The organism is Sphingobium sp. WTD-1 (assembly GCF_030128825.1).
In the GTDB taxonomy this organism is placed as follows: Bacteria; Pseudomonadota; Alphaproteobacteria; order Sphingomonadales; family Sphingomonadaceae; genus Sphingobium.
This window is the reverse complement of record NZ_CP119127.1, coordinates 727,680-750,006: the sequence shown is the minus strand read 5'-3', so window position 1 is coordinate 750,006 and position 22,327 is coordinate 727,680. Positions and strand designations below refer to the sequence as shown.

The following is a 22,327-nucleotide window of genomic DNA, read 5'->3' as shown; positions in this document are numbered from 1 at the left end:
TCTCCATCTAAACTTTGGCGAAGCTTATAACGGCGCAGGCGACGAATGTAAGCCTGTTTTCCCGGAATGTGGACTATTGTTCCGACATATGAGGAAAATCGCCGCGCAGCAGGATGACATGCAGGAAGCGGGGGCCATGGGCGCCGCGCACATAAGTGCCCTCGATATCGGTCGTGCCCGACACGCCGGTGATCCAGTAATGGGCGCGCGGCTGCGGCCCGGCCAGCGGCGCCTCCTCCAGCCAGGGGGCGATGTCCGCGACGCGCAGCAGCACCAGATGGTGCAGCGTCAGGAAATTGGGCAGCATCGGCGCCTGCGGGCTGGTCTCGAATATCAGCGATCCGGTCTCGGCAATGCCCTTGCGCGCGATGGCCAGTGCCGCCGCCTCGTCCGGCGCGGCATCCTGATGCAGGGCAAAGCCGCTCCAGTCGCAGCCCGACAGGCGCGGGTCGGGCGGCAGGCACAGTGCGCGCGCCTCGCCCTGCGCATCCAGATAACGCGCGACCGCAGCAGGCAGGTCGGATATCGTTTCGATAACGTCATGACTGGCGCTGACGCTGGGCAGGGCCAGCCGCGCCAGAAACTCCGCCTCGACATGAGCGACATCGACCGCCGGTCGCTCCGGCGTGCCGAGCAGCGCCGCAGCCTCCGCTGCTATGTCAATGTCGCTGTCATCTTTCAGGCGACCAAGGATGGCCTCGCGCGCATTCATCGGCCGTTTTCCTTGCGATATTGCTCCATGAAGGTCTGCGCCGCGGGCTTTGGCATGTCGCGATAGCGCGTCCAGCCGCCGGCCAGCGGCAGCGTGCGGATCCAGCCCTTGCTGCCCAGCAGCCGCATCGCCCGCACCGCCAGGCCGGTGCCCATCCGATAGAGGCGCGGCCGGGTCGCGACCCAGGCCCATAGGCTGAGCCCCGCGCGCAGCGATTGCGGCTCCAGCCCCTCGCGCCAGCTCTTCTCGCGCCAGCCGCGCAGCAGCGTCGGCAGCGGGATGCGCACCGGGCACACTTCCTGGCATTTGCCGTTCATGGTGCAGGCGTTGGGCAGATCGCGGCTCTGCTTCAGCCCGTCCAGCACCGGGGTCAGCACCGCGCCCATCGGCCCCGGATAAGTGCCGCCATAGGCATGGCCGCCAATCTGGCGGAACACGACGCAATGGTTCATGCAGGCGCCGCAGCGGATGCAGCGCAGCATCTCGGCCAAGCCTTCCTCGCGCATCTGGGTGCGGCCATTGTCGACCAGCACGATATGCATCTCCTCCGGCCCGTCCCGGTCGCCGGGACGCTTGGGGCCGGTGTAGAAGGTCGTGTACTGGGTCAGCGCCGCGCCGGTCGCCGACCGCGCCAGCATCCGCAGCATATGCACGGCATGGGGCATGCTCGGCACGATCTTCTCGATCCCGGCGGTCACGATATGGACGCGCGGCGGGACGAGCGACAACTCGGCATTGCCCTCATTGGTGACGGTGCAGATCGCGCCGGTGTCGGCGATCAGGAAATTGGCGCCGGAAATGCCGACATCCGCGCCCAGCATCTGGGTGCGCAACTCGCGCCGCGCGCTTTCCGCCATGGCGGCGATCGTCTCTTCCTCATGCGGCGTGCGATGCTTGGCCTTGAACAGGGCGGACACCTGCTCGCGGGTCTTGTGCATCGCCGGCCAGATGATGTGCGAGGGCCGCTCGTCGGCCAGCTGGATGATATGTTCGGCAAGGTCGGTCTCGACCCGGCCGATCCCGGCCTCGGCCAGCGCATGGGGCAGGCCGATCTCCTCGCCCAGCATCGACTTGGAGCGGGCGACGCTCTTCGCCTTCGCCGTCTTGCACAGGGCGATGACGATGGCACAGGCCTCGTCGGCGGTGCGCGCCCAATGGACTTTCGCCCCGGCGGCGGTCGCGTTCGCCTCGAACTGCTCCAGATAATGGCCCAGATGGGCGACGACATGGTCCTTGATCGCCGCCGCACGGGTGCGCGCCGCCTGGAAATCGGGAAAGGCGTCGACCGCGACGGCGCGCTTGGCCTCAGCCGTGCCCGCCGTCCGCTCGACCGCAACCTTCAGGATGCGGTCGGCCAGCGCCGCATCGGCGCGCGCCTTGAAACTGGTCGCCTCGGTCGGTGCGCCGCTCATGCCTCTTCCCCGATCGCCGGACCGTCGCCCATGCCGGCGATCAGCTCGATCGCGTGGAAGGCGCGGACCTTGCTGCCCTGGCGGTTGAGCTTGCCGGCCATGTTCATCAGGCAGCCCAGGTCGCCGGCCAGCAGCAGGTCGGCGCCGGTCGCCTCGATCGCGTCCGCCTTCTCGCCGACGATCGCGTTGGAAATGGCGGGATATTTGACGCAGAAAGTGCCGCCAAAGCCGCAACATGTCTCCTCGCCCGCCAGCGGCGTCAGCTCCAGCCCGGCGATCGGCTTCAGCAACCGGCGCGGCTGCGCCTTGACGCCCAGCTCGCGCAGGCCCGAACAGCTGTCATGATAGGTCGCCTTGGCATCCACCTGCACGCCCTCGGGCTTCCACCCGCATATCTCGTCCAGATAGGCCATGATCTCCCATGTCTTGCCCGCCACCGCCCGCGCGCGCGGCAGCCACTCCGGATCATGCTCGAACAGCTCGGGATAATGGCAACGGATGGTGCCGCCGCACGATCCCGACGGCACCACCACCGCTTCATAGGGTTCCAGCGCGACGATGGTCTGCTTGGCCAGCGCGATCGCATGGCCGGTATCGCCGCTGTTGAGCGCCGGCTGGCCGCAACAGGTCTGGCCCTCGGGCACGACCACGTCGCAGCCCGCCGCCTCCAGCGCGCGGATCGCGGCAAAGCCGATGCGCGGGCGCATCATGTCGACCAGGCAGGTGACGAACAGGGCAACCTTATGCTGGGTCACACGCCATGCCTCTTGGCAAAGGCCAGGAACAGATCCGGCCAGGGCGCCGCCGACTGGGCCTGCGCCGTAATGCCGAAGCCATGGCCGCCATTTTCGAACAAATGGCATTCGGTCGGGATCTTCTGCGCCCGCAGCGCCGCCAGCATGGCGATGCTGTTGTCGACCGGCACCGCCGGATCGTCGATCGCATGGGCCAGGAACACCGGCGGCGTCTGCGCGCTCACATCCTGGTCCAGCGAATAGGCGCGCATCCGCTCCGCGCTCGGATTCTCGCCCAGCAATTGCGTGCGCGACCCCTTGTGGACGAACGGCCCCTCCATCTGGATCACCGGATACATGTAAGCCGCGACGGCGGCCTTGACCGGCTCGCGATCGGCGGCATCGACCGGCTTGTAGCTTTCCACCGGCGCCCGGCTGGTCAGCCAGGCGGCCAGGTGCCCGCCGGCCGAAAAGCCGATCACGCCGACCCGGTTGGCGTCGAATTTCTCCTTGGCCGCCATCGACCGCACCAGCCGCAGCGCGCGCTGCGCATCCTGCAGCGGCGCCTCGGCCCCGGCGGCCCAGCCATCGGCGGGCAGGCGATAGAGCAGCACGAAGCAGACATAGCCGGCCTCGGCAAAGCGGCGCGCGATCGAATAGCCCTCATGGCCGATCGCCACCCGGCTATAGCCGCCGCCGGGGATCAGCATGATCGCCGCGCCATTGGGTTTTGCCGGCCGCAACAGGGTCAGGGTCGGGGTCACGATATGGGCGAACACGCCATCGTCAGGCCCGCTGTCGGGTCGGCGCAGCGTCTCCACTTCCTTCACCGTCACATGCTCGCTGCCCGGCGCCTTGCCCGGCCAGATCGGAAAGCGGACGAATCCCTGGGGCAGCGGAAAGCTCTGCGCCAGTGCCTCGCCCATCGGCGCAAGCGCGGCGGCAACGGCAGCGCCGGTCAACAGGCCGCGACGGTCAAGCATGGTCATTGGCATTCGGTCCTTCCCAGCGGCGTGGTCCGATCGAGTGCCGGCCGGCTCGCCAGTACCTTGGCCGAAATCGGCAGGTTCAGCGCCTTGAGGCCACCGGCGACCAGATCGGCGACATTGCGCGCGCCCAGTTCGCTGAAATGGGTATCGTCATCGATCCCCTTGGGGAAGCCGGGCATCTTGTCCTCCGCCTTGTAATGGAGGAAATAGGCCTTCGCCTTGTCCGGCCCGGCCCGGTCGACCCAGGCACGCGACAGCGCTTCCAGATCGATGATCGGCACATGCGCGTTCGCCGCCAGCTCGCGCATCACCGCGGAATATTCGGCGAAGTCGGCCTTGGCCTTGCCGTCGGCGCCATAGCTGCGCCGCGTCACCGGCGTCACCAGCACCGGCGTGCCGCCCGCGCTGCGCACGTCCCAGATGAAGCGCAGCAGATTGTTGCGATAGTCGGTCTGCGCCGGCGCCCAGCGCTGCGGCTTGGCGCGATAGGCGTCATTATGGCCGAACTGGATCAGCACCGTGTCGCCGGGCATCAGCTCGCTCATCAATTTGGTCCAGCGCCCTTCCTCGATGAAGGTGCGGGTCGACCGCCCGCCCATCGCATGGTTGGACACCCGCACCTCGGGCGACAGGCCGCAGCCCAGCATCATGCCCCAGCCGGTCTGGGGATAATTGCCCTTCTTGTAATTGGCCGCGGTCGAATCGCTGGCGATCAGGATCGTGTCACCCGGCTGCGTCGCCAGCGCCGGCAAGGGCGTGGCCAGCAGGGCGAGGGCGGCGGCGGCTTTGGTGACGATCCTCATCGGCATGTCCTGTTTCCTGAATACCGTCATCCCCGCTTTCGCGGGAATGACGGCGCTCAATATCTTATTGCAGGTTCACATACATGCCGCCGTCGACCAGCAGCGCCGCGCCGGTGACATAGGCGGCCATGTCCGACGCCAGGAAGACGATCGGCCCGGCCAGGTCTTCGGGCGCGCCCAGGCGGCCGAGCGGGGTGCGCTTTTCCATATATTCGCGCTTCTCGACATCGGCCAGATCATCCTTGTTGATCTCGGTCAGTATGGTGCCGGGCAGCACGCTGTTGCAACGGATGCCATATTTGCCGAGCGCAATCGCCGTGGACTGCATCAGCGAATGCACGCCCGCCTTGGTCGGGGTGTAATGCGTCTGATACTCGCCGCCGACCAGCGCGGAGATGGAGGAGACGGCGACGATCGACCCGCCATGGCCCTGCTTCACCATCTGCTGCGCGGCCGCCTGCACCATGAAATAGGCGCCGTGCAGGTTCACCTTGAAGGTGCGCTCCACCACGTCGACCGGCATGTCGAGGAAGCCATGGAACGGGCAGATGCCGGCATTGCTGACCATCACGTCGACCTTGCCGAACGCCTCGACCGCCTTGGCAACGAAGTCCTGCGCGGTTTGCGGATCGGCGACATCGCCCTTCACCGCGATCGCGCGCTGGCCCAGCGCCTCGATCTCGGCGACGCAGCTGGCGGCCGGGCCGTCGCTATGGGCGTAGTTGATGACGACGTCGGCGCCATGCTGGGCGGCGCCGATGGCGGCCGCCCGGCCGATGCCGGTCGATGCGCCGGTGACGAGGACGGTCTTGCCTTCAAGCAGCTTCATGCGAGCATTTCCTTGGATTAGCGCCGCACCGGGCGGCGGGGGGATTTGACGCCGGGGGTCCAGCCCAGATCGGCGCTGACCTTCTGCGCGGCGGCGCGGACCTCGTCGCTCAGCGATGCCATGCGCTCGTCATCCATATATTGGGCGGCGCTCGACAGGCTGATGGCGGCGACGATCGCGCCGGATGCATCACGGATCGGCGCGGCAACGCAGCGTATCTGGTCCTCATTCTCTTCCAGGTCGAACGCGCGCCCGGCCGCGACATAGCCGCGCATCCGCTCCAGCCACTGCGCCGGGTCGGCATCATGGGTGCCGTTCTCCCGCTCGCTTTCCAGCAGTCGGGTCCAGCCCGCTTCCGGATCGTCCAGCATCAGCGCCTTGCCAAGGCCCGTCGATGTCAGCGGATGGCGATCGCCGATCCGGCTCGAAATCTCGACCCGGCGGCGGCCGGGGATCTTGTCCAGATAAAGCGCCTGATCGCCGTCCAGCCGGCCCAGATGCACCACATCCTCGCTCGCGGCGGCCAGCGCTTCCAGATGGGGGCGGGCAATCTGCACCACGTCGGCCTGGCTCTGCGCCAGGAAGCCGAGCTGCAGCAGCTTGGGGCCAAGCTGATAGCCCTCGCGCGGCAGGAAGGTCAGGAAACCGCGCTCGACCAGCGCATTGGCGAGGCGATGGGTGGTGGAGCGCGTCAGGCCCATGCGCTCGGACAGGTCGGCGAGCTTCACCGGCCCGTCGATCACCTGGTCGAGCAGGTCCAGCCCGCGCTGAAGGGTCTGCGACCCCTGCGTCTTCGACTTTTCCTCTCGCGGACCCGATTCCGGGTTTGACGTATTTTGTCTCATCTACTAACACTCTATCCCACAAAATGAGAAAAACAAGGGTGTAGGAGAGGCTGGACGCGATTCTTCCCCTCAATTGCCCCACGTTGTGCGCATTTTGTCCATATGGTGGAAGTGTTATTGCCCATCCCCTTGCGATGGGTCTGGCCCAAGGGAGTTTCAGCGTGCCCATCGTGACGTTGCCGAAGATCAAGCATGTCCGCGCCTTCACCGTGCGCGGCGGCGGTGCCGATTATCATGACCAGGGCGAAGGCCACTGGATCGACGATCACATCGCGACGCCGATGTCGAAATATCCCGAATATCGCCAGTCGCGGCAGAGCTTCGGCATCAATGTGCTCGGCACCTTGGTGGTGGAGATCGAGGCGGAGGACGGCACCATCGGTTTCGCCGTGACGACCGGTGGCGAGCCCGCCGCCTATATCGTCGAAAAGCATCTCGCCCGTTTCCTCGAAGGCCGGTCGCCGACCGACTATGAGAAGATCTGGGACCAGATGTATTTCTCGACCCAATATTATGGCCGCAAGGGCCTGGTCATCAACGCCATCTCCGGCGTCGACCTTGCGCTCTGGGATCTGCTCGGCAAGCTGCGCCAGGAACCGGTCTATCATCTGCTCGGTGGCGCCGTGCGCGACGAACTGCAATTCTACGCCACCGGCGCGCGCCCGGACAAGGCGAAGGAATTCGGCTTCATCGGCGGCAAGATGGCGCTGCACCACGGCCCGGCCGAAGGCATTGAGGGCCTGAAGAAGAATATCGCCGAACTGGCCGACATGCGCTCGAAGGTCGGCGATGATTTCTGGCTGATGTGGGACTGCTGGATGGCGCTAGACGTCGACTATGCCACCCGCCTCGCCATCGCCGCGCATGAGCTGGGTCTCAAGTGGATCGAGGAAGCGATCAGCCCGGACGATTATTGGGGCTACCAGCAGCTCAAGCGCAACGTGCCCAAGGGCATGCTGGTCACCACCGGCGAGCATGAAGCGACCCGCTGGGGCTTCCGCATGCTGATGGAAATGGATTGCTGCGACATCATCCAGCCCGACGTCGGCTGGTGCGGCGGCGTGACCGAACTGCTCAAGATCAGCGCGCTGGCCGACGCCCATGGCAAGATGGTCGTGCCGCATGGCTCGTCGGTCTACAGCTATCATTTCGTCATCACCCGCCACAACTCGCCCTTCGCCGAGTTCCTGATGATGCATCCGGGGCCGACGGAGGTGGTGCCGATGTTCCACCCGCAATTGCTGGGTGAACCGGTGCCGGAAAATGGCCGCATGAAGGTGACCGCGCTCGACAAGCCGGGCTTCGGCGTCGACCTCAACCCCGATATCGCGATGCACCGTCCCTATACCCACTGATTGCCTGAACAGAGAAAGACTGATCCCATGAAATTTGTTCGTTTCGGCCAGCGTGGCCAGGAAAAGCCCGGCGTGATCGATGCCGAAGGCAAGATTCGTGACCTGTCCGGCGTCGTCGCCGACCTGACGATCGAGAGCCTCGCCGCCGCCAAGGGCGTCGACATCGCGTCGCTCCCCGTCGTCGATGGCGACCCGCGCTATGGCGTGCCGGTCAAGGGCATTGGCAAGATCGTCGCCATCGGCCTCAACTATGAGGATCATGCGATCGAATCCAACCTTCCGATCCCGACCGAGCCGATGATGTTCATGAAGGCGCTGTCGTCGCTCAACGGTCCCAATGACGAAGTGATGCTGCCCAAGGGCGCGACCCATGGCGACTGGGAAGTCGAGCTGGGCGTGGTCATCGGCGAAACCTGCCGCTTCGTGTCGGAAGAAGAGGCGCTGTCGAAGGTCGCGGGCTATGTCCTCGTCAACGACGTGTCGGAACGCTTCAACCAGAAGCAGCGCGGCACCCAGTGGAGCAAGGGCAAGGGCCATGACACCTTCTGCCCGGTCGGCCCCTGGCTGGTGACCGCCGACGAAATCGGCAACCCGCAGGATCTCGACATGTATCTCGACGTCAATGGCGCGCGGATGCAGACCGGCAACACCAGGACGATGATCTTCAACGTCGCCCAGCTCATCTCCTATGTCAGCGAATATATCACCCTCTACCCCGGTGACCTGATGATCACCGGCACCCCTCCGGGCGTGGGCGAGGGCAAGAAGCCGCAGGCCGTCTATCTCAAGGCCGGCGACGTCATGGAACTGGGCATCGCCAAGCTCGGCAGTCAGAAGCAGAATGTCGTGGAATGGCGCCACCTGGGTGACGAGGTGCTCGGATGAGCGTCTTTTCCGGACGCTATGAAGGTCGCTGCGCCATCGTCACCGGTGGCGCCTCGGGCCTGGGCAAGCTGGTCGCCAAGCGCATCGTCGAAGAAGGCGGCAAGGTGGTCCTGTGGGATCTGAACGCCGACGCCCTCGCCGCTGCCAAGGATGAAGTCGGCGCGACCCATGTGGTTGCGCTCGACGTCTCCGATCAGGCTGCCGTCGCCGCCGCCGCCAAGGCCAGCGCGGATGCGCTGGGCAAGATCGACGTCCTCGTCTGCTCGGCCGGCATCACCGGCGCGACCGCCACGGTGTGGGACTATCCGGTCGACAGCTGGCAGCGGGTGATCGACATCAACCTGAACGGCCTCTTCTACTGCAACCGGGAAGTCGTGCCCTTCATGCTCGAAAACGGCTATGGCCGGATCGTCAACCTCGCCTCGGTCGCGGGCAAGGAAGGCAATCCCAATGCCAGCGCCTATTCGGCCAGCAAGGCGGGGGTCATCGGCCTCACCAAGAGCATCGGCAAGGAACTGGCGGGCAAGGGCGTGATCGCCAATGCGCTGACCCCGGCCACCTTCGAAAGCCCGATCCTGGAACAGCTGCCGCAGAGCCAGGTCGACTATATGCGCTCGAAGATCCCGATGGGTCGCCTTGGCCTGGTCGAGGAATCGGCCGCCATGGTCTGCTTCATGGCCAGCGAGGAATGCAGCTTCACCACGGCGTCGACCTTCGACACCTCGGGCGGCCGCACCACCTTCTGATTCAAAACTCTACGCGGCGCGACCGGCCATCCAAGAGCCCGGCGCGCCGCAAGACATCCTACCCCGTTCGGGCTGAGCGAAGTCGAAGCCCCCGCCTGAGCATGGCGAAGGCTTCGACTTCGCTCAGCCAACCCTTCGACAGGCTCAGGGCGAACGGACTTTATGTTTCTGGAGAGGACGCATGATCCCCTTTGTCGATGCCCATATCCATCTGTGGGATCTCAATCATATCCGCTACGACTGGCTGAGCCCGCCCTTTTCGGACGATGGCCCCAATGGCAGCGTCGAGCCGATCGCCCATGACTATGGCGTCGCCCAATATCGCGAAGACCTTACCCGCTGGAACGTCATCGGCGCGGTCCATGTCGATGCCGGCGCGGCCGCGGAAAGCGCGCTGCGCGAGACCCAGTGGCTCGACACGCTCGCTGCCGTCGATGGCCTTCCCACCGGCTTCGTCGCCTTCGCCGCCCTCCACGACCCGGATGTCGATGCGCTGCTGGCCGCGCAGGCCGCCCATCCCCGCGTCAGGGGCATCCGCCATATCGTCAACTGGCATGCCGATCCCCAGCGCACCTATGGCCCGGTCGACCTCACCGTCGATCCGCAATGGCAGGCGGGCTATGGCCTGCTCGCCAAACATGGCCTCTCCTTCGACCTGCAATGCTATCCGGGGCAGATGCCCGGCCTCGTCCCGCTGATCGAGCGCCACCCGGACATCCCGGTCATCATCAACCATATGGGCATGCCGGTCCTGACCGACCCGGATGGCCTCAACGACTGGCGCCGGGGCATGAAGGCGCTTGCCGCGCTGCCCCATGTCGCGGTCAAGCTGTCGGGCATGGGCTTCATCCGCCGCGACTGGACCATGGCCGGCATCGCGCCGCTGGTGCATGAGGCGATCGACATGTTCGGGGTCGATCGTTGCGCCTTTGCCAGCGACACGCCGACCGACAAGCTGTTCGGCCCGATCGACCGTTATATGGAAGCCTATCACGCCATCGTGTCGGATTTCCCCGAAGCCGATCGCCGCGCCATGTTCGCCGGCAACGCCAATCGCCTCTATCGTCTGGGACTTGCGCTATGACCCCCAATCCCCTGCTCGGCGTCCTCTTCCACTGGCTCGGCGGCTTCGCCTCGGCCAGCTTCTATGTCCCCTTCCGCGGCGTGAAGCGCTGGAACTGGGAGATTTTCTGGCTGACCGGCGGCATCTTCTCCTGGGTGATCGCGCCCTGGTTCTTCGCCTCGGTCCAGACCAACGACCTGATGGGCGTGATGGCGCAGGTGCCTTCGTCGGTGGTCCGCTGGTGCATCTTCTTCGGCTTTCTCTGGGGCTTTGGCGGCCTCACCTATGGCCTCACCATGCGCTATCTCGGCCTCTCGCTTGGCATGGCGGTGGTGCTGGGCCTGTGCACCGTTTTCGGCACGCTCATCCCGCCGATCTTCGACGGCAGCTTCATGACGGAAATTGCCGGCACCCTGCACGGCCAGATCGTCCTGCTGGGCCTGGCCGTCACCGTGCTCGGCATCGTCGTCGTCGCCCGTGCCGGCGCCCGCAAGGATGCGGCACTCTCGACCGAACAGAAGGCGGCCGTCGTCGCCGAGTTCGATTTTAGGAAGGGCATCGCCGTCGCCATCTTCTCCGGCATCATGTCGAGCTGCTTTGCCTTCGGCCTCGCCGCCGGTGAGCCGGTCAAGGCGCTGTCGGCCGCCGCCGGCACCGGCCCCCTGTGGACCGGCCTTCCCACCCTCTGCCTCGTCATGTTCGGTGGCCTCATCACCAACGCGCTCTGGTGCGGCTGGCTGATCGCCAGGAACAAGTCGGCGGGCCAATGGGCCGGGGCACCCGACGCCAGCGGCCAGCGCCCCAAGCTCCTGCCCAATTTCCTGCTCTGCGCGGTGGCGGGCACGGCCTGGTATTTCCAGTTCTTCTTCTACACCATGGGTGAAAGCCAGATGGGCCGCTTCGGCTTCTCCAGCTGGACGCTGCACATGGCCTCGATCATCATCTTCGGAACCTGCTGGGGCTTTGCCTTCCGCGAGTGGAAGGATGCCGCGCCGGCGGTGCGCCGCATGGTGTGGAGCGGGGTCGGCCTGCTGATCCTTGCCACCCTCATCATCGGCTATGGCAACAGGCTGGCGAGCTGATGCGTCGCTGGCTCGCCGCCCTGCTGCTGACGCTCGCCGCCCCGGTGGCGGCGGCCGACGCGCCGCTGCTGACATCGCATCTGCGCATCCATGATCCCTTCGTCGTGGCGGAGCAGGGCAGCCGAACCTACTGGCTCTTCTCGAAGAATGACCCGGCCGTCACCGGCGATCCGCGCATCGGCATCATGGCCTATGCCAGCACCGATCTCGCCCATTGGCAGACACCCAAACTGGCCTTCGCCCTGCCGAAGGACAGCTGGGCCAATGACGGCGGCTGGGCGCCGGAGGTGCATCGCTGGAAGGGGCGCTATTATCTCTTCGCCACCTTCCACAATGACAAGGCACCGGTCCCGGCCAGCGGCAAGCGCCCCAATTATCGCCGCGCCACCTTGCTGGCGGTGGCCGACCGGGTCGATGGCCCCTATCAGCTTATCCACAAGGGTGAGCCGGTCACTACGCCCAATGCCATGACGCTCGACGGCAGCCTCTATGTCGACCCGGCTGGTAAGCCCTGGATGGTCTATGCCCATGAATGGCTGCAGATGGGCGTCGGTACGATGGAGGCGCTGCCGCTGAAGGACGATCTCTCGCCCGCCGGCAAGCCGCAATTGCTGTTCCGCGCCAATGAGGCCGACTGGGTGATCGGCCAGAAACAGCCCGAAGGGGACATGGGCTATGTCACCGACGGCCCCGAACTCTATCGCACCAAGACCGGCACGCTGCTGATGCTCTGGTCGAGCTGGGGGAAGGGCGGCTATGTCCAGGCGCAGGCCCGCTCAAAGTCGGGCACCATCGCCGGTCCGTGGGAACAGCTTGGCCCGCTCATCATGCAGGACAGCGGCCGTGGCATGCTGTTCCATGCCTTTGATGGCAAGCTGATGCTGGTCCTCCACCGCCCGTTCAAGCGGGCGATCGCCAAATTCTACGAGATGCGCGACGCCGGCGATCGACTGGAGGTCGTGCGCGAGGCCGTGGAACTGGATGGCGAAGCCTATCCCACCCATGGCTGCCCGATGGGAGTATCCAATGCTCGCTGCTGATCTGGTCTGGCCGCTGCGCGACGCGCCAAGCGGCGCCTTCGCGCTGGAAGACGCCAATGCCGCGCCCGAACAGGCGATCGTCACCGCCGTCGATCGGCCGGTGCTGCTCGGCTATGCGCCGGACCGGCCCAATGGCCGCGCCATGCTCGTCCTGGGCGGCGGCGGCTATGTCGCGCTGATGGCCGGACGCGAAGGGGTACAGGTCGCGCAATGGCTGACATCGCTCGGCTATCATGCCTTCGTCCTCATCCACCGCTTCCCCCATGCCGGCACCGGCCCGTCCGCGCCGCTCGACGATGCGCTCGCCGCGATGCGGATGATCCGCGCCTCCGGCCTGACGCCTGATGGCGTCGGCGTCGTCGGCCTCTCCTCGGGCGGCCATCTCGCCGCCTGCCTCGCCGCGCATTATCCGGCGGACTGGGGCGATGTCGCGCCGCAGCGGCCCGATGTCATGGTGATCGGCTATGCGCCCATTTCCACCAATGCCAAAGGCCGCACCATCGTCGCCGACAAGCCGCCGCTGCCGCCGGTGGAAAAGCAGGCGCTCTACGATGCGCTCCAGCCCGACGTGCAATTGCGGCCCGGCCCGCCGCGGGCCTTCATCGTCTATGCCGGCAATGATCCGGTGGTGCCGGTCGAAAACGCCCATCGCCTCAGCCGCGCCTGGCAGGATGCGGGCGGCAGCGCGGAGCTGCACATCTTCGCCGACGCCCCCCATGGCTTCGCGCTCGACACGCCGGATCAGCCCGTCTCGCTCTGGCCGCGCCTGTGCGAAGCCTGGCTCAGGCAGGTCGGCTTCCTGTAAACTTCGCTGTCACCTTAAGCGGGCTTTGATCAGCCCGCGCGGCGCCTGAGTGTTTCAAGCTGCCGATGCGTCAGCATCCTGGCAGCTTGTAATCAATGCCGTGAGGGCACGGCATCCGACTGGCGCCGGATCAGCTGATAATCCAGCTTCACCCGGCCCAGCGCCTCTTCGCCGGCCCCATCGTCCTGGCTGCTGAAATGGGCGCCCAGCAGGCCGATCGCCTCGCGCGCCATGTCGCGGATCGGCTGGCGGATCGTCGTCAGCGCCGGCCAGATCGCGCTCGCCAGCGGGGTGTCGTCGAACCCGCAGATGGTGATGTCGCCCGGCACGTTGATCCGCCGCTGATGCGCCACCGTGATCGCCGCCGCCGCCATATCGTCATTGCAGGCAAAGATGGCGCTGGGCGGCGTGTCGAGGCTCAGCAATTGCTCGGCCGCATCCAGCCCTGATCGGTAGGAAAAGTCGCCCGGCACGATCCAGCGCTCGTCCAGTTTTATGCCCCGGTCGGCCAGGCAGTCGCGAAAGCCCTGCAGGCGCCGGGCGCTGGCGCGGTGGCGGATATTGCCGGAGATGAAGCCGATCTGCCGATGGCCAAGGTCGATGAGGTGCCGGGTCAGGTCATAGGCGGCATGGCGGTCGTCCGTCCCCACCGCCAGCATGCCGGGCACGTCGCCATCGGGCGCGATGCCGACCACGGCGATGTCGCGCGCCTGCAACGCCTCGACCAGTTCGGCCCAGTCGCACAGCGGCGGCGGCAGGATGACGCCGGCGACATGCGCCTTCGACACCTGATCGACGATCTCCTTGGCAAAGGCGCCGGGCGCGCATTGCTCGACCACCAGATGCAGATGGCGCTGCGGTGCCTCGCCCAGCGCGCCGAGCAGCAGCTCGCCCAGATAGGCCGATGTCGTCGAATTGCTGTGCAGCAACGCCACCCGCCGGTCGGCACTGCCCACCAGCGCGCGCGCCGACGCATTGGGCACATAGCCCAGATCCTTGACCGCCTGCTCGACCGCCTGTTGCGACTTGGCGCTGACCAGCGCCTTGCCGTTGATCGCGCGCGACGCGGTCATCATCGACACGCCGGCACGGGCGGCGACTTCGCGGATCGTGGGCGGCTTCTTCTTCGCGGCTTTCTGCATCGTCCATCTTCCTAGCCACTTTTACGGGCAAGGAAAATCGCGGCGATCAGGGCTTTAGTCGTATATGCGCCGGCGCATCGCGATCGACGCTGACGATCCCGTCCTTCTCGGTCAGTTCGGCGATCTGCAGCACCGACCGGCGCTTCCAGTCGGGATTGGCCTTCGCCTCGTCCTCGCCCTCCTGATGGACGAAATAGATGATATAGGCCCGGTCGCGCGACACGATGATGTCGGGATGCTGGCCCTTGGCCCGGTCGGTCGGTGCCTTGCCGGGCGTGGCCAATATATAGTCCGGCTGGCGCGTCCAGTGTGTCCCGTCGTCGGAGCGCATCACCAGCAACCCCTTCCACGCGTCGGAGATCAGCCAATATTTGCCCTTCCAGGCAAACGCCTTGGGGCCTTCGCCCGGCGTGTCGGTCAGCCGGTCCTTGACGGTCCAGTGGATGAGGTCGCTGCTGTCGGCGGTGCGGATCGCCTTGTTCATCCGCTCGTCGTTGAAGAACAGCCGATAGCCCCCGCCCGGCAACGCCAATATGCTGGCATCGATCACCCGGTCGGAGCCGAGATCGAGCCGCTCGCCACAGGTCCAGCTCTTGAGGTCCGGGCTGGTCAGATGGACGATGAAGCGCGGCGCATTCCAGTCGCGATAGATGCCCGGCACCACCGTCAGCCACATATGCCACTGGCCTTCCAGCCACTGCACCTCGGGCGCCCACAGCGTCTCGCCGGTGCAGCTGGTCGGGATCGTCGCCGTGCCGCTGTAGCGCCACCTGGCGCCATCCTTCGACCGCGCCGTGCCGATCGCCGTGCCATGGACCCAGCGGACATCCTTGGCGTCCTCCATGGGCAGGTCGGCGCGGCGATTGGTGTAGAACATCACCCATTCGCCGCTCTTGCGGTCATAGACGGTCGACGCATCGGCCGCACCATCATGCACCGGGTCGCGCAGCAGCGGCTTGGGCGCCACCGGCCCGCTCGCGGCGGCGGCCATCAACAGCAGCGACGCGATCATTTGAACAGCCTCAGGTCGAACGCATCGGCCATGACGCGGAACCCCTCGTCATTGGGGTGCAGCGCGTCGCCGACATCATAGGGCTTGGCCATGCGCGACGGATCGGCCGGATCGGCCACCGCCCTGGCCAGGTCGACGAAGCCGTCGGCCTCCTTGGTCGTGCGGATCCAGTCATTGACGGCGATACGCACGGCATCGCCCTCGGCACTCCAGTATCCTGCGCCCTTATAGGGCAGGATGGTCGCCAAAATGACCTTGATATTGCGGTCATGCGCCCGCGCGATCATCTGGCGATAGGCGCCGATCACGGTCTGCGGCGTCAGCATCGGGCGCTTGTCGCGCGCGGCCCCGCCCAGATCATTCACCCCTTCCAGGATGACGACATGGGTGACGCCCGGCACTGCCAGCACGTCGCTGTCGAACCGCGCCAGCGCATTATAGCCATCCGCCTCGCTTAGCAGCCGGTTGGCGCTGATCCCGGCATTGGCGACGCCGACGCTCTTGCGGCCAGCCTTCTGCAGCCGTTCGGCCAGCAGGTCGGGCCAGCGCCGGTTGCTGTCGGGGGTGGCGCGCACGCCATCGGTGATGGAATCGCCCAGCGTCACGATCGCCGTGCCGCGCTTCGCATTGTCGACCTCGACCGCGGAAATCACCACGCGCGGCCCGATGACGGTCGGGCTGGTCAGCGTCTGCGCGCCGGTCTGGTCGCCCGGCGCGGTCCAGGTCGTCGCCGCCGAATAGCTATGCACGGTCGCATCCGCCGCGCCCTGCGGCAGATGGATGGAAATGCTGATCCGCGTCAGCGGCTTGACCGCCAGGTCGATGGGATCGCTCAACAGCGGCGCCCGCGCGGGGATGGTCGCGCCCTGCGCCTGGTTGAAGGTCACGACATGGTCGCTGCCCGGCACGATCGCGCCATTCTCGCCGGCCAGCGCGACATGCACGCTCCCCACCAGCAGCGGATTGACCGACATTTCGTTCGACAGGCGGATGCGGATACGCTGCCCGCCGTTCGACAGGCGCACCACCTGGCGGACGGTGCGGTCGTTGAGATCGGGATGCTTCTCGGGCGGGGCGCGGTTGACCAAGGGCGCCGCCATCCAGCTGCGCGACCAATATTGGGCCTGCGCCGGCGTCGCGGCGACCATCGCCAGCAGCGCCGCACCCAACAGCATCCTCTTGCCCATGTCCCTCTCCCTTATTGTCTGACCGGCCCTTATTGCGCGACCGGATTGCGGCCCCACAGCTGGTCATAGCGCCAGCCCGACAGATCCTCGACCACTTCGGCCGCGACCGGCGACGTCGGCGTGCGCGCGCCGCTGCGCAGATGCTCGATCTCGCGCATCAATATGTCGTGCGTCGCCGGGCTCAGGCGGAATTTGGTCGACACCCAGATGCCCAGCCCCAGGCAGCCGACCGTGCCGACGCCCAGCAGCAACGCCATGGTCAGGATCGCGCCATGGCTCTGTTCCGCCGCGCCCGACACGAAGCCGCCAGCCTGCATGATGAAGCCCACGCCGGCGACGGCCGCCGCCTGCGTCGCCTTGCGGACGAAGGTCATGACCCCGGCGAAGCTGCCTTCGCGGCGCTGCCCGGTCACGATCTCGTCGACATCGGCCATATAATTATAGGTTGCCCATGGAATATAGTTGAGCGCGCCGCGGCCCAGGCCGCACAGGATGATCGGCAGCCAGATCCACGGGCTGGTCGCCGGCACGCCCGCAAACCACAGGCCGATCAGCGTCAGGCAGCCGACCGCGAAGTCGGCGGCGGCGACCTGATAGGCCTTGGCCGGCGACGCCCGCAGCGCCAGGTTGATGGCGATGATCACCGCCACGAACTGGACGATATACATGGTGCCCAGCAGGCCCGATGCGATCGCCGTCGATCCGGCGAGTGCGAAGATCACGAAGAAGGTGAAGGCCGCGTTGAAAATGTCCTGGCTGATATAGCCACCCAGATACATGCCCAGATGCAGGCGGAAGGCGCGGATGCGCATGGTGGAAAACAGGTTGCGGTAGAGCGCCTTCAGCGCCTGTCCCGGCCCACCCGCGCCGACCGGATGCTGGCCGATCGCCTCGGCTGATCCAGGCAGATGCCGTTCCCAGCTGAACAGGTAGAGCAGCCCTGCCGTCACCATGAACAGGGCGGCAAAGATGATGCCCATGTAGAAGAAGGTGTCGGCGCTGTCCCGGCCCAGCGCGTTGATCAGCCACAGCGGCAGGAAGCCGGCCAGGATCGCCGATGCCTGGCCGAACAATATGCGCGACCCGGCGAACTTCGCCTTGGTGCGATAGTCGGTCGACATTTCAGCCGCCAGGGTCTCGAACGGAATGATCTCCATCGCATAGACCAGCTCGAACAGCACATAGCTGACCAGATAATACCAGAAGCCCTGACCCGGCAGCCACATCAAGGCGAAGCTCGGCAGCAGCGGGATCGCGGCCAGGATGAAGAAACGGCGGCGGCCGAACTTGCGGCCCAGCCAGGTGCCGCCGAAATGGTCGGAAATATAGCCGATCATCGGCGAGGCGAAGGCGTCCAGGATGCGCGCGACGGCAAAGATGGTCGCGGCCTGCCCGGCGCTAAGACCACAGAATTGCGTGTAGAAGATCAGCACCCAGCCGGAAATGACCGCCATCGATCCCGCGCCCAGCACGTCGTTGGAGCCATAGGCGAGGTAATTTTGCAGGCGGACGGGACGCGCGGTGGATGGGGCAGTCTCGGGCAATTCAGGTCCTCCGCCTAGGGCAATGATCGGCGCTTGGGCTCTTGTTCTGACGCGCGCGGGCATATGAGATATATGCCACATAGTGAACGGCTATCACACGATATGAGACTAATGCAAGCCGTTCTCGGCCTTTTCTGCGGTCGCCGGCACGAAGCGGATCGCCTCGATCAGCACGCCGGGATCGGCGCGCTCCAGCGTCACGACATGCTGCCCGCCGTTCAGTCGTTGCGTTAACGTCATGGTCGCCCGATTGTCCAGCACCCCCATCGCCCAGTCGCGACTACCGGTCTCGCGCCGACTCTCCAGCGCCTGCGTCACGCCGTCGATGCCAATGGTCATGTGCAGCGCGTCGCCATCCCGGTCGGCATAGGTCGGCAAGATATCCACAAGCGCGGTCCATTCGCCGGGCGGCAGGTCTATCGTCGCGCGGCTCGCCCCGGCCTTGCCACTCGACGCCAGCATCGCGCCATGGCGCCCCAGCCCCTCCACGCGCGTCCATCCGGCGAATCGGTCCGGCGTCAGCAGCGGCAGGGCAGGGGCCGCCGGCTGCGCCTTGGCTGGCCCGGCCGGCGGCGCCAGCGCATCGACCGGTGGCAGGATCACCGGCGTCTGGCGATAGCTGCGCCATTGCCCGTCCGCCGGCTCCACCGCCATGATTCCGCGCCATTTTCCGCCCGCCAGCGTGAGGTTGTAATAGGTCGTCAGCCTGTCAATTTCGCTGTCAGCCTCATGCGCGATCCTGCCGCGCCGCGTCGCCTCGGCCAGGTCGCTGTCGCGCAGCCGGTCATGCGCCTCGGCGGAAAAGAAACGCCGGTTTGCCGCCGCCGATGCCCGCACCGGATAGGCCAGCAATTCATAGAAGGCGTCGCGCCGCTCGGCCGGGATCGCCGGCTCGACCTTTGCCAGCCCCGCTTCCATCGCCGCGAACGCCGCCAGCCGCGCATCCGCCTCGCCGATCGTCAGCGGGCTTTGCCGATACTTATCCACAGGCAGGTTCCACTGCAGATGCTCGGGCCGCCGGGCGAAATTCAGCCGGTGATAATCGCGCAATATCGCGGCAATGGCGGGCGCCTGCGCGGCATCGACATTCTCCGCCGCCCAGTCTTCCACAAACTTATCCACAGGCTTTGCCCGCACCTTATCCACAGCCCAGGCGAGGCTCAGAAAATAGTCGGTGGCCAACTCCGCCGGCTTCAAGTCGCCGACATTGGCGACCCAGACCTGCCGTGCGCCGGCATCCCAGGCGCGGCCCATTTCCTCCCGGATCAGCGCCGGCGGGGTTGTGGATAACCATAGGTAGGAGAGTGGCGCGCCCAGATAGGACAGATGATAATAGACGCCCGACCCGCCCTTGCGCGCCCGCTCGGCGGCATCGGGGAAGTGGCGGATATAGCCGAAATTATCGTCCGGCCACATCAGCGTCACATCGTCCGGCACCTTGAGGCCCGCGCGATAGACGTCCAGCACTTCCTTGTACGGCGTGAAGACCTGCGGCGCGTCCGCCGCACCGGCCCTGGCCAGCATCGCCCGCTGGTCGGCAAAGATGCGTTCCAGCGTGGCGCGCCGGTCCTCGACCGTTTTCGGCCCGACCATGCCGCTGTCATGGATGCCGCGCATCCCCAGCGTCCAGATGCTCTCATAGTGGGCATTGCTGCGCACCCGCGCGTCCCAATAGCGCCGCACCCCTTCGGGGTTCTTGAGATAATCGAAATCCTCGGCCGGCGCGGTCCATTCGCCGACATTGTTGCGCAGCATCGGCTCGGCATGGCTCGATCCCATGATGATGGCATAGCGATCGGCCAGCGCTGCATTGGCCGGTTCGGCGTTGAAGGGCGTCGTCACCTTGTGCATCGCCGGCCACAGCAGATTGGCCTTCAGCCGCAGCAGCAGCTCGAAAACCTGTGCATAAGTCTTCGGCCCCAGCGGTTTCTCGTCCGGCGCATGATGGCCCGCCGCCCAGGGCACCAGCCCCCAATCCTCGTCATTCAGGAAGATACCGCGATATTTGACCGAAGGCGGTCCGAACCGCCGGGCATCCTTCGCCACATAGAGCGCGTCGCGATGCAGCGGCGTCACATCCGCCCACCAGTGCCAGGGCGACACGCCGATCGCGCGCGACAGTTCATAGGCGCCATAGGCGGTGCCGCGCCGGTCGCTGCCGATGATCAGCAGCGCGCGCGCCACGCCGGGCGCCGGCCGCTCAACCGGCAGGATCAGGAAACTCTCCCACGCGCCCTTCAGCTTCGCGACGTCGATCCGCTTGTCCGCCACCAGCCGGTCGATCGCTTCACTGTGGCCCAGCGTGCCGATCCACACCTGCGCCGCGCCGCCCTCGGCCGCGCCGGTGACCCGGCCAATATCCTGTTTCAGATCCTCGGCGGCGATTCCTACCACGGCGTCGTCGGCCGGGTCGGTGACGATCCGCGCCGCCTGCCCCTGCGCCACCAGCGGGAAATCCCCCCGCTCCGCCACCGACCGCACCCAGTCGGCCGCCTGCGCCGGCGTCGCACCGAGCAGCAGCAGCGCCAGCCACCAGCGCATCAGAAACGCACCATGCCGACCGTGTCGATCCGCCGGTCGGGCAAGTCGCGGATCGCGCTGCTGCGAAAGCCGGTCACATGCTCCAGCCGGAAGGCATCCGCGCCGCCGGGCATCTTCAGATAGGACCCGTCAAACCCCTCGACATGTTTCAGCCAGAAGGCCGGTCGCGCATCCGCCGCCCATGTTCGCACGTCGACATGGCTCAGGTCCACGTTGCGGGCATGACGGATGAAGAAGCCGCTTGCCGGCAAGGGCCCGAACCGGTCGGGATCGGGATAATCCTCTTCCTTCGCCGGTGGATCGATCGCCGCCATCGCCGCGTCGCCACCGCCCGGCTGGTCGATGAAGATATTGCTGATCTGGACGTCCTCGACCGGATGGCCGGCCACACCCGCGATGATCGACGGCAGCATCGACCCGCTCTGGCAGGTGATATTGTCGATCAGCACCCGCCGCATCGATCCCACCGCCGCGCCGGCCGGCCCGCGCATCCGCCGGCCCAGCCGCAGGAACAGGGCCGGGCTGTGACAGCCGCGCATGGCGATATTGCTGATCGTCACATCCTCCATCACCGCGCCGTCCACCGTCTCCAGCGCCAGCCCCCAGCATTGGTCGAACACGCAATTGCTGATCGTGATATTCTTGAACCCGCCATTGCTTTCGGTGCCGCACTTGATCCGGCCCAGCAGCCAGGTGTCACGATTGCGCGCCAATGGCCGGAACGTCCCGTCCAGCAGCGTGCCGACGACATAGGAGCCGCTGACATGGCAATTGGTGATGGTCACATTCTCGGTCGCGCGGGGATAGCCCAGCGCATAGCTGGACTTGGGCACGATCGCGTCGTCATAGGGAGTATTGAGCGTGCAGTTGCTCACCCGCACATTGCGGCAGCAGTCGATGTCGAAGCCGTCGCGGTTGGTGTCGACGGTGAGGTTGTCGATCAGCAGATTGTCGACCCCGGTGGCGAGCAGCGCGAAATGCCCGCCCTCCAGAATGGAAAAGTCCCGCAGCGCGACATTCCGGCAGTTTTTGAGCGCGATCGCCTTGTTACCGACGCCGGGCAGTTCGGCGGCCGGCCGATCCGTGTCGGGATGCCCCCGGCTCAGCCCCTTGCCCCAGATCAGCCCGTCGCCGCAGATCGCGATATCATGCAGCCCCTCGCCATGGATCAGGCTGTTGCGCCAGTGATTATGGCCATAATCCTGATAGGGCGCGATCGCTGGATCCTGCGGCTCGGCCGCATCATAGCCGCCATTGGGAAGGCCAGTCAGCGGCACGGCCGCGGCCAGCAGGGTCGCGCCCCTGTCGAGCCACAGGGTGATGTTGCTCTTCAGGTGAATGGTATAGCTGGCATAGCTGCCGGGCGGGACATAGACCGTCCCGCCGCCGCGCTCCGCAGCAAAGGCGATCGCCCGGTCGATCGCCGGGCTGTCGATATGGCTGCCATCGCCCTTCGCGCCGAAATCGCGGACATTGACCATGCCCTGCGGCACCATGGTCTGAGGCAGGGCGCGGCCAAAGGCGGGCAGTGCCGCCAGCATGGATATGCCGGCGGCACCTTTCAGCAGGAAACGGCGATCGAACGGTCCTTCCATTTACCC

The 22,327-nt window shown here is 66.1% G+C and carries 20 protein-coding genes; 7 read left to right on the top strand and 13 right to left on the bottom strand.

Translation table 11 applies throughout. The features are described from left to right. Positions 1 to 73: 73 nt before the first annotated feature. From N6H05_RS03825 to N6H05_RS03795, 7 genes are all read right to left on the bottom strand, one after another. Positions 74 to 712 (bottom strand): LutC/YkgG family protein, encoded by a 639-nt coding sequence (locus tag N6H05_RS03825; protein ID WP_284112772.1) that lies wholly within the window; start codon positions 710 to 712, stop codon positions 74 to 76. Next, positions 709 to 2,124 (bottom strand): lactate utilization protein B, encoded by a 1,416-nt coding sequence (locus N6H05_RS03820; protein WP_284112771.1) that lies wholly within the window; start codon positions 2,122 to 2,124, stop codon positions 709 to 711. The genes N6H05_RS03825 and N6H05_RS03820 overlap by 4 nt, the downstream gene beginning before the upstream one ends. Continuing rightward, positions 2,121 to 2,879 (bottom strand): (Fe-S)-binding protein, encoded by a 759-nt coding sequence (locus N6H05_RS03815; RefSeq protein ID WP_284112770.1) that lies wholly within the window; start codon positions 2,877 to 2,879, stop codon positions 2,121 to 2,123. The genes N6H05_RS03820 and N6H05_RS03815 overlap by 4 nt, the downstream gene beginning before the upstream one ends. Further along, complete coding sequence (locus tag N6H05_RS03810) at positions 2,876 to 3,847, bottom strand: alpha/beta hydrolase (RefSeq protein ID WP_279727237.1); 972 nt, start codon at positions 3,845 to 3,847, stop codon at positions 2,876 to 2,878. Before N6H05_RS03810 ends, N6H05_RS03815 begins: the two co-directional genes overlap by 4 nt. Continuing rightward, positions 3,844 to 4,650, bottom strand: a complete 807-nt coding sequence (locus N6H05_RS03805) for a rhamnogalacturonan acetylesterase (RefSeq protein ID WP_099230595.1) — start codon at positions 4,648 to 4,650, stop codon at positions 3,844 to 3,846. Before N6H05_RS03805 ends, N6H05_RS03810 begins: the two co-directional genes overlap by 4 nt. A gap of 64 nt (positions 4,651 to 4,714) precedes the next feature. Next, positions 4,715 to 5,479 carry an L-rhamnose 1-dehydrogenase Lra1 gene (lra1, locus tag N6H05_RS03800; protein ID WP_099230597.1) on the bottom strand — a complete coding sequence of 255 codons (765 nt, stop codon included), beginning with the start codon at positions 5,477 to 5,479 and terminating at the stop codon, positions 4,715 to 4,717. A 17-nt stretch (positions 5,480 to 5,496) separates the two neighbouring features. Further along, on the bottom strand, positions 5,497 to 6,324 hold the full coding sequence (locus N6H05_RS03795; protein ID WP_284112769.1) for an IclR family transcriptional regulator: 828 nt from the start codon (positions 6,322 to 6,324) through the stop codon (positions 5,497 to 5,499). Positions 6,325 to 6,458: 134 nt separating this feature from the next. Here N6H05_RS03795 and rhmD point away from each other — a divergent pair, with 134 nt between their 5' ends. The 7 genes from rhmD (at position 6,459) to N6H05_RS03760 (ending at position 13,300) form a co-directional block, all read left to right on the top strand. Continuing rightward, positions 6,459 to 7,679 carry an L-rhamnonate dehydratase gene (gene rhmD / locus N6H05_RS03790; RefSeq protein WP_004209345.1) on the top strand — a complete coding sequence of 407 codons (1,221 nt, stop codon included), beginning with the start codon at positions 6,459 to 6,461 and terminating at the stop codon, positions 7,677 to 7,679. Positions 7,680 to 7,706: 27 nt separating this feature from the next. Beyond that, positions 7,707 to 8,564, top strand: a complete 858-nt coding sequence (locus N6H05_RS03785; RefSeq protein ID WP_284112767.1) for a 2,4-didehydro-3-deoxy-L-rhamnonate hydrolase — start codon at positions 7,707 to 7,709, stop codon at positions 8,562 to 8,564. Continuing rightward, positions 8,561 to 9,310 (top strand): SDR family NAD(P)-dependent oxidoreductase, encoded by a 750-nt coding sequence (locus N6H05_RS03780; RefSeq protein ID WP_004209347.1) that lies wholly within the window; start codon positions 8,561 to 8,563, stop codon positions 9,308 to 9,310. Before N6H05_RS03785 ends, N6H05_RS03780 begins: the two co-directional genes overlap by 4 nt. Before the next feature lie 181 nt (positions 9,311 to 9,491). Further along, the gene (locus N6H05_RS03775) at positions 9,492 to 10,394 is read left to right on the top strand and encodes an amidohydrolase family protein (protein WP_284112766.1); all 903 of its coding nucleotides are present in this window, start codon (positions 9,492 to 9,494) and stop codon (positions 10,392 to 10,394) included. Continuing rightward, positions 10,391 to 11,455: an L-rhamnose/proton symporter RhaT gene (rhaT, locus tag N6H05_RS03770; protein ID WP_284112765.1), complete on the top strand. Its 1,065-nt coding sequence runs from the start codon at positions 10,391 to 10,393 to the stop codon at positions 11,453 to 11,455. Before N6H05_RS03775 ends, rhaT begins: the two co-directional genes overlap by 4 nt. Then, positions 11,455 to 12,495 (top strand): glycoside hydrolase family 43 protein, encoded by a 1,041-nt coding sequence (locus N6H05_RS03765; protein WP_284112764.1) that lies wholly within the window; start codon positions 11,455 to 11,457, stop codon positions 12,493 to 12,495. The genes rhaT and N6H05_RS03765 overlap by 1 nt, the downstream gene beginning before the upstream one ends. Further along, a complete protein-coding gene (locus N6H05_RS03760; protein ID WP_284112763.1) occupies positions 12,482 to 13,300 on the top strand; it encodes an alpha/beta hydrolase in 819 nt (272 codons plus the stop codon). The genes N6H05_RS03765 and N6H05_RS03760 overlap by 14 nt, the downstream gene beginning before the upstream one ends. A 92-nt stretch (positions 13,301 to 13,392) precedes the next feature. On the opposite strand, the gene N6H05_RS03755 is transcribed toward N6H05_RS03760, so the two are convergent. The 6 genes from N6H05_RS03755 to N6H05_RS03730 all read right to left on the bottom strand — a co-directional run bounded on the left by N6H05_RS03755 (position 13,393) and on the right by N6H05_RS03730 (position 22,321). Then, positions 13,393 to 14,442: a LacI family DNA-binding transcriptional regulator gene (locus tag N6H05_RS03755; RefSeq protein WP_099230609.1), complete on the bottom strand. Its 1,050-nt coding sequence runs from the start codon at positions 14,440 to 14,442 to the stop codon at positions 13,393 to 13,395. A gap of 46 nt (positions 14,443 to 14,488) precedes the next feature. Next, the gene (locus N6H05_RS03750; RefSeq protein ID WP_284112761.1) at positions 14,489 to 15,454 is read right to left on the bottom strand and encodes a glycoside hydrolase family protein; all 966 of its coding nucleotides are present in this window, start codon (positions 15,452 to 15,454) and stop codon (positions 14,489 to 14,491) included. Beyond that, complete coding sequence (locus N6H05_RS03745) at positions 15,451 to 16,641, bottom strand: SGNH/GDSL hydrolase family protein (protein WP_284112760.1); 1,191 nt, start codon at positions 16,639 to 16,641, stop codon at positions 15,451 to 15,453. The genes N6H05_RS03750 and N6H05_RS03745 overlap by 4 nt, the downstream gene beginning before the upstream one ends. A 29-nt stretch (positions 16,642 to 16,670) precedes the next feature. Then, positions 16,671 to 18,185: an MFS transporter gene (locus tag N6H05_RS03740; RefSeq protein ID WP_017500972.1), complete on the bottom strand. Its 1,515-nt coding sequence runs from the start codon at positions 18,183 to 18,185 to the stop codon at positions 16,671 to 16,673. Between the two features lie 108 nt (positions 18,186 to 18,293). Next, on the bottom strand, positions 18,294 to 20,726 hold the full coding sequence (locus tag N6H05_RS03735; RefSeq protein ID WP_284112759.1) for a glycosyl hydrolase 115 family protein: 2,433 nt from the start codon (positions 20,724 to 20,726) through the stop codon (positions 18,294 to 18,296). Next, positions 20,726 to 22,321 carry a rhamnogalacturonidase gene (locus N6H05_RS03730; protein ID WP_284112758.1) on the bottom strand — a complete coding sequence of 532 codons (1,596 nt, stop codon included), beginning with the start codon at positions 22,319 to 22,321 and terminating at the stop codon, positions 20,726 to 20,728. Before N6H05_RS03730 ends, N6H05_RS03735 begins: the two co-directional genes overlap by 1 nt. Positions 22,322 to 22,327 lie beyond the last annotated feature (6 nt).

Bases quoted from the DNA above. Each gene is read 5' to 3' on its own strand.
- N6H05_RS03745 (WP_284112760.1), bottom strand. From the start codon at position 16,641: ATGGGCAAGAGGATGCTGTTGGGTGCGGCGCTGCTGGCGATGGTCGCC.
- N6H05_RS03775 (WP_284112766.1), top strand. From the start codon at position 9,492: ATGATCCCCTTTGTCGATGCCCATATCCATCTGTGGGATCTCAATCAT.
- N6H05_RS03735 (WP_284112759.1), bottom strand. From the start codon at position 20,726: ATGCGCTGGTGGCTGGCGCTGCTGCTGCTCGGTGCGACGCCGGCGCAG.
- N6H05_RS03820 (WP_284112771.1), bottom strand. From the start codon at position 2,124: ATGAGCGGCGCACCGACCGAGGCGACCAGTTTCAAGGCGCGCGCCGAT.
- lra1 (WP_099230597.1), bottom strand. From the start codon at position 5,479: ATGAAGCTGCTTGAAGGCAAGACCGTCCTCGTCACCGGCGCATCGACC.
- N6H05_RS03810 (WP_279727237.1), bottom strand. From the start codon at position 3,847: ATGACCATGCTTGACCGTCGCGGCCTGTTGACCGGCGCTGCCGTTGCC.
- N6H05_RS03750 (WP_284112761.1), bottom strand. From the start codon at position 15,454: ATGATCGCGTCGCTGCTGTTGATGGCCGCCGCCGCGAGCGGGCCGGTG.
- N6H05_RS03765 (WP_284112764.1), top strand. From the start codon at position 11,455: ATGCGTCGCTGGCTCGCCGCCCTGCTGCTGACGCTCGCCGCCCCGGTG.
- rhmD (WP_004209345.1), top strand. From the start codon at position 6,459: ATGGGTCTGGCCCAAGGGAGTTTCAGCGTGCCCATCGTGACGTTGCCG.
- N6H05_RS03755 (WP_099230609.1), bottom strand. From the start codon at position 14,442: ATGCAGAAAGCCGCGAAGAAGAAGCCGCCCACGATCCGCGAAGTCGCC.
- N6H05_RS03780 (WP_004209347.1), top strand. From the start codon at position 8,561: ATGAGCGTCTTTTCCGGACGCTATGAAGGTCGCTGCGCCATCGTCACC.
- N6H05_RS03760 (WP_284112763.1), top strand. From the start codon at position 12,482: ATGCTCGCTGCTGATCTGGTCTGGCCGCTGCGCGACGCGCCAAGCGGC.
- N6H05_RS03785 (WP_284112767.1), top strand. From the start codon at position 7,707: ATGAAATTTGTTCGTTTCGGCCAGCGTGGCCAGGAAAAGCCCGGCGTG.
- N6H05_RS03825 (WP_284112772.1), bottom strand. From the start codon at position 712: ATGAATGCGCGCGAGGCCATCCTTGGTCGCCTGAAAGATGACAGCGAC.
- N6H05_RS03730 (WP_284112758.1), bottom strand. From the start codon at position 22,321: ATGGAAGGACCGTTCGATCGCCGTTTCCTGCTGAAAGGTGCCGCCGGC.
- N6H05_RS03805 (WP_099230595.1), bottom strand. From the start codon at position 4,650: ATGAGGATCGTCACCAAAGCCGCCGCCGCCCTCGCCCTGCTGGCCACG.
- N6H05_RS03795 (WP_284112769.1), bottom strand. From the start codon at position 6,324: ATGAGACAAAATACGTCAAACCCGGAATCGGGTCCGCGAGAGGAAAAG.
- rhaT (WP_284112765.1), top strand. From the start codon at position 10,391: ATGACCCCCAATCCCCTGCTCGGCGTCCTCTTCCACTGGCTCGGCGGC.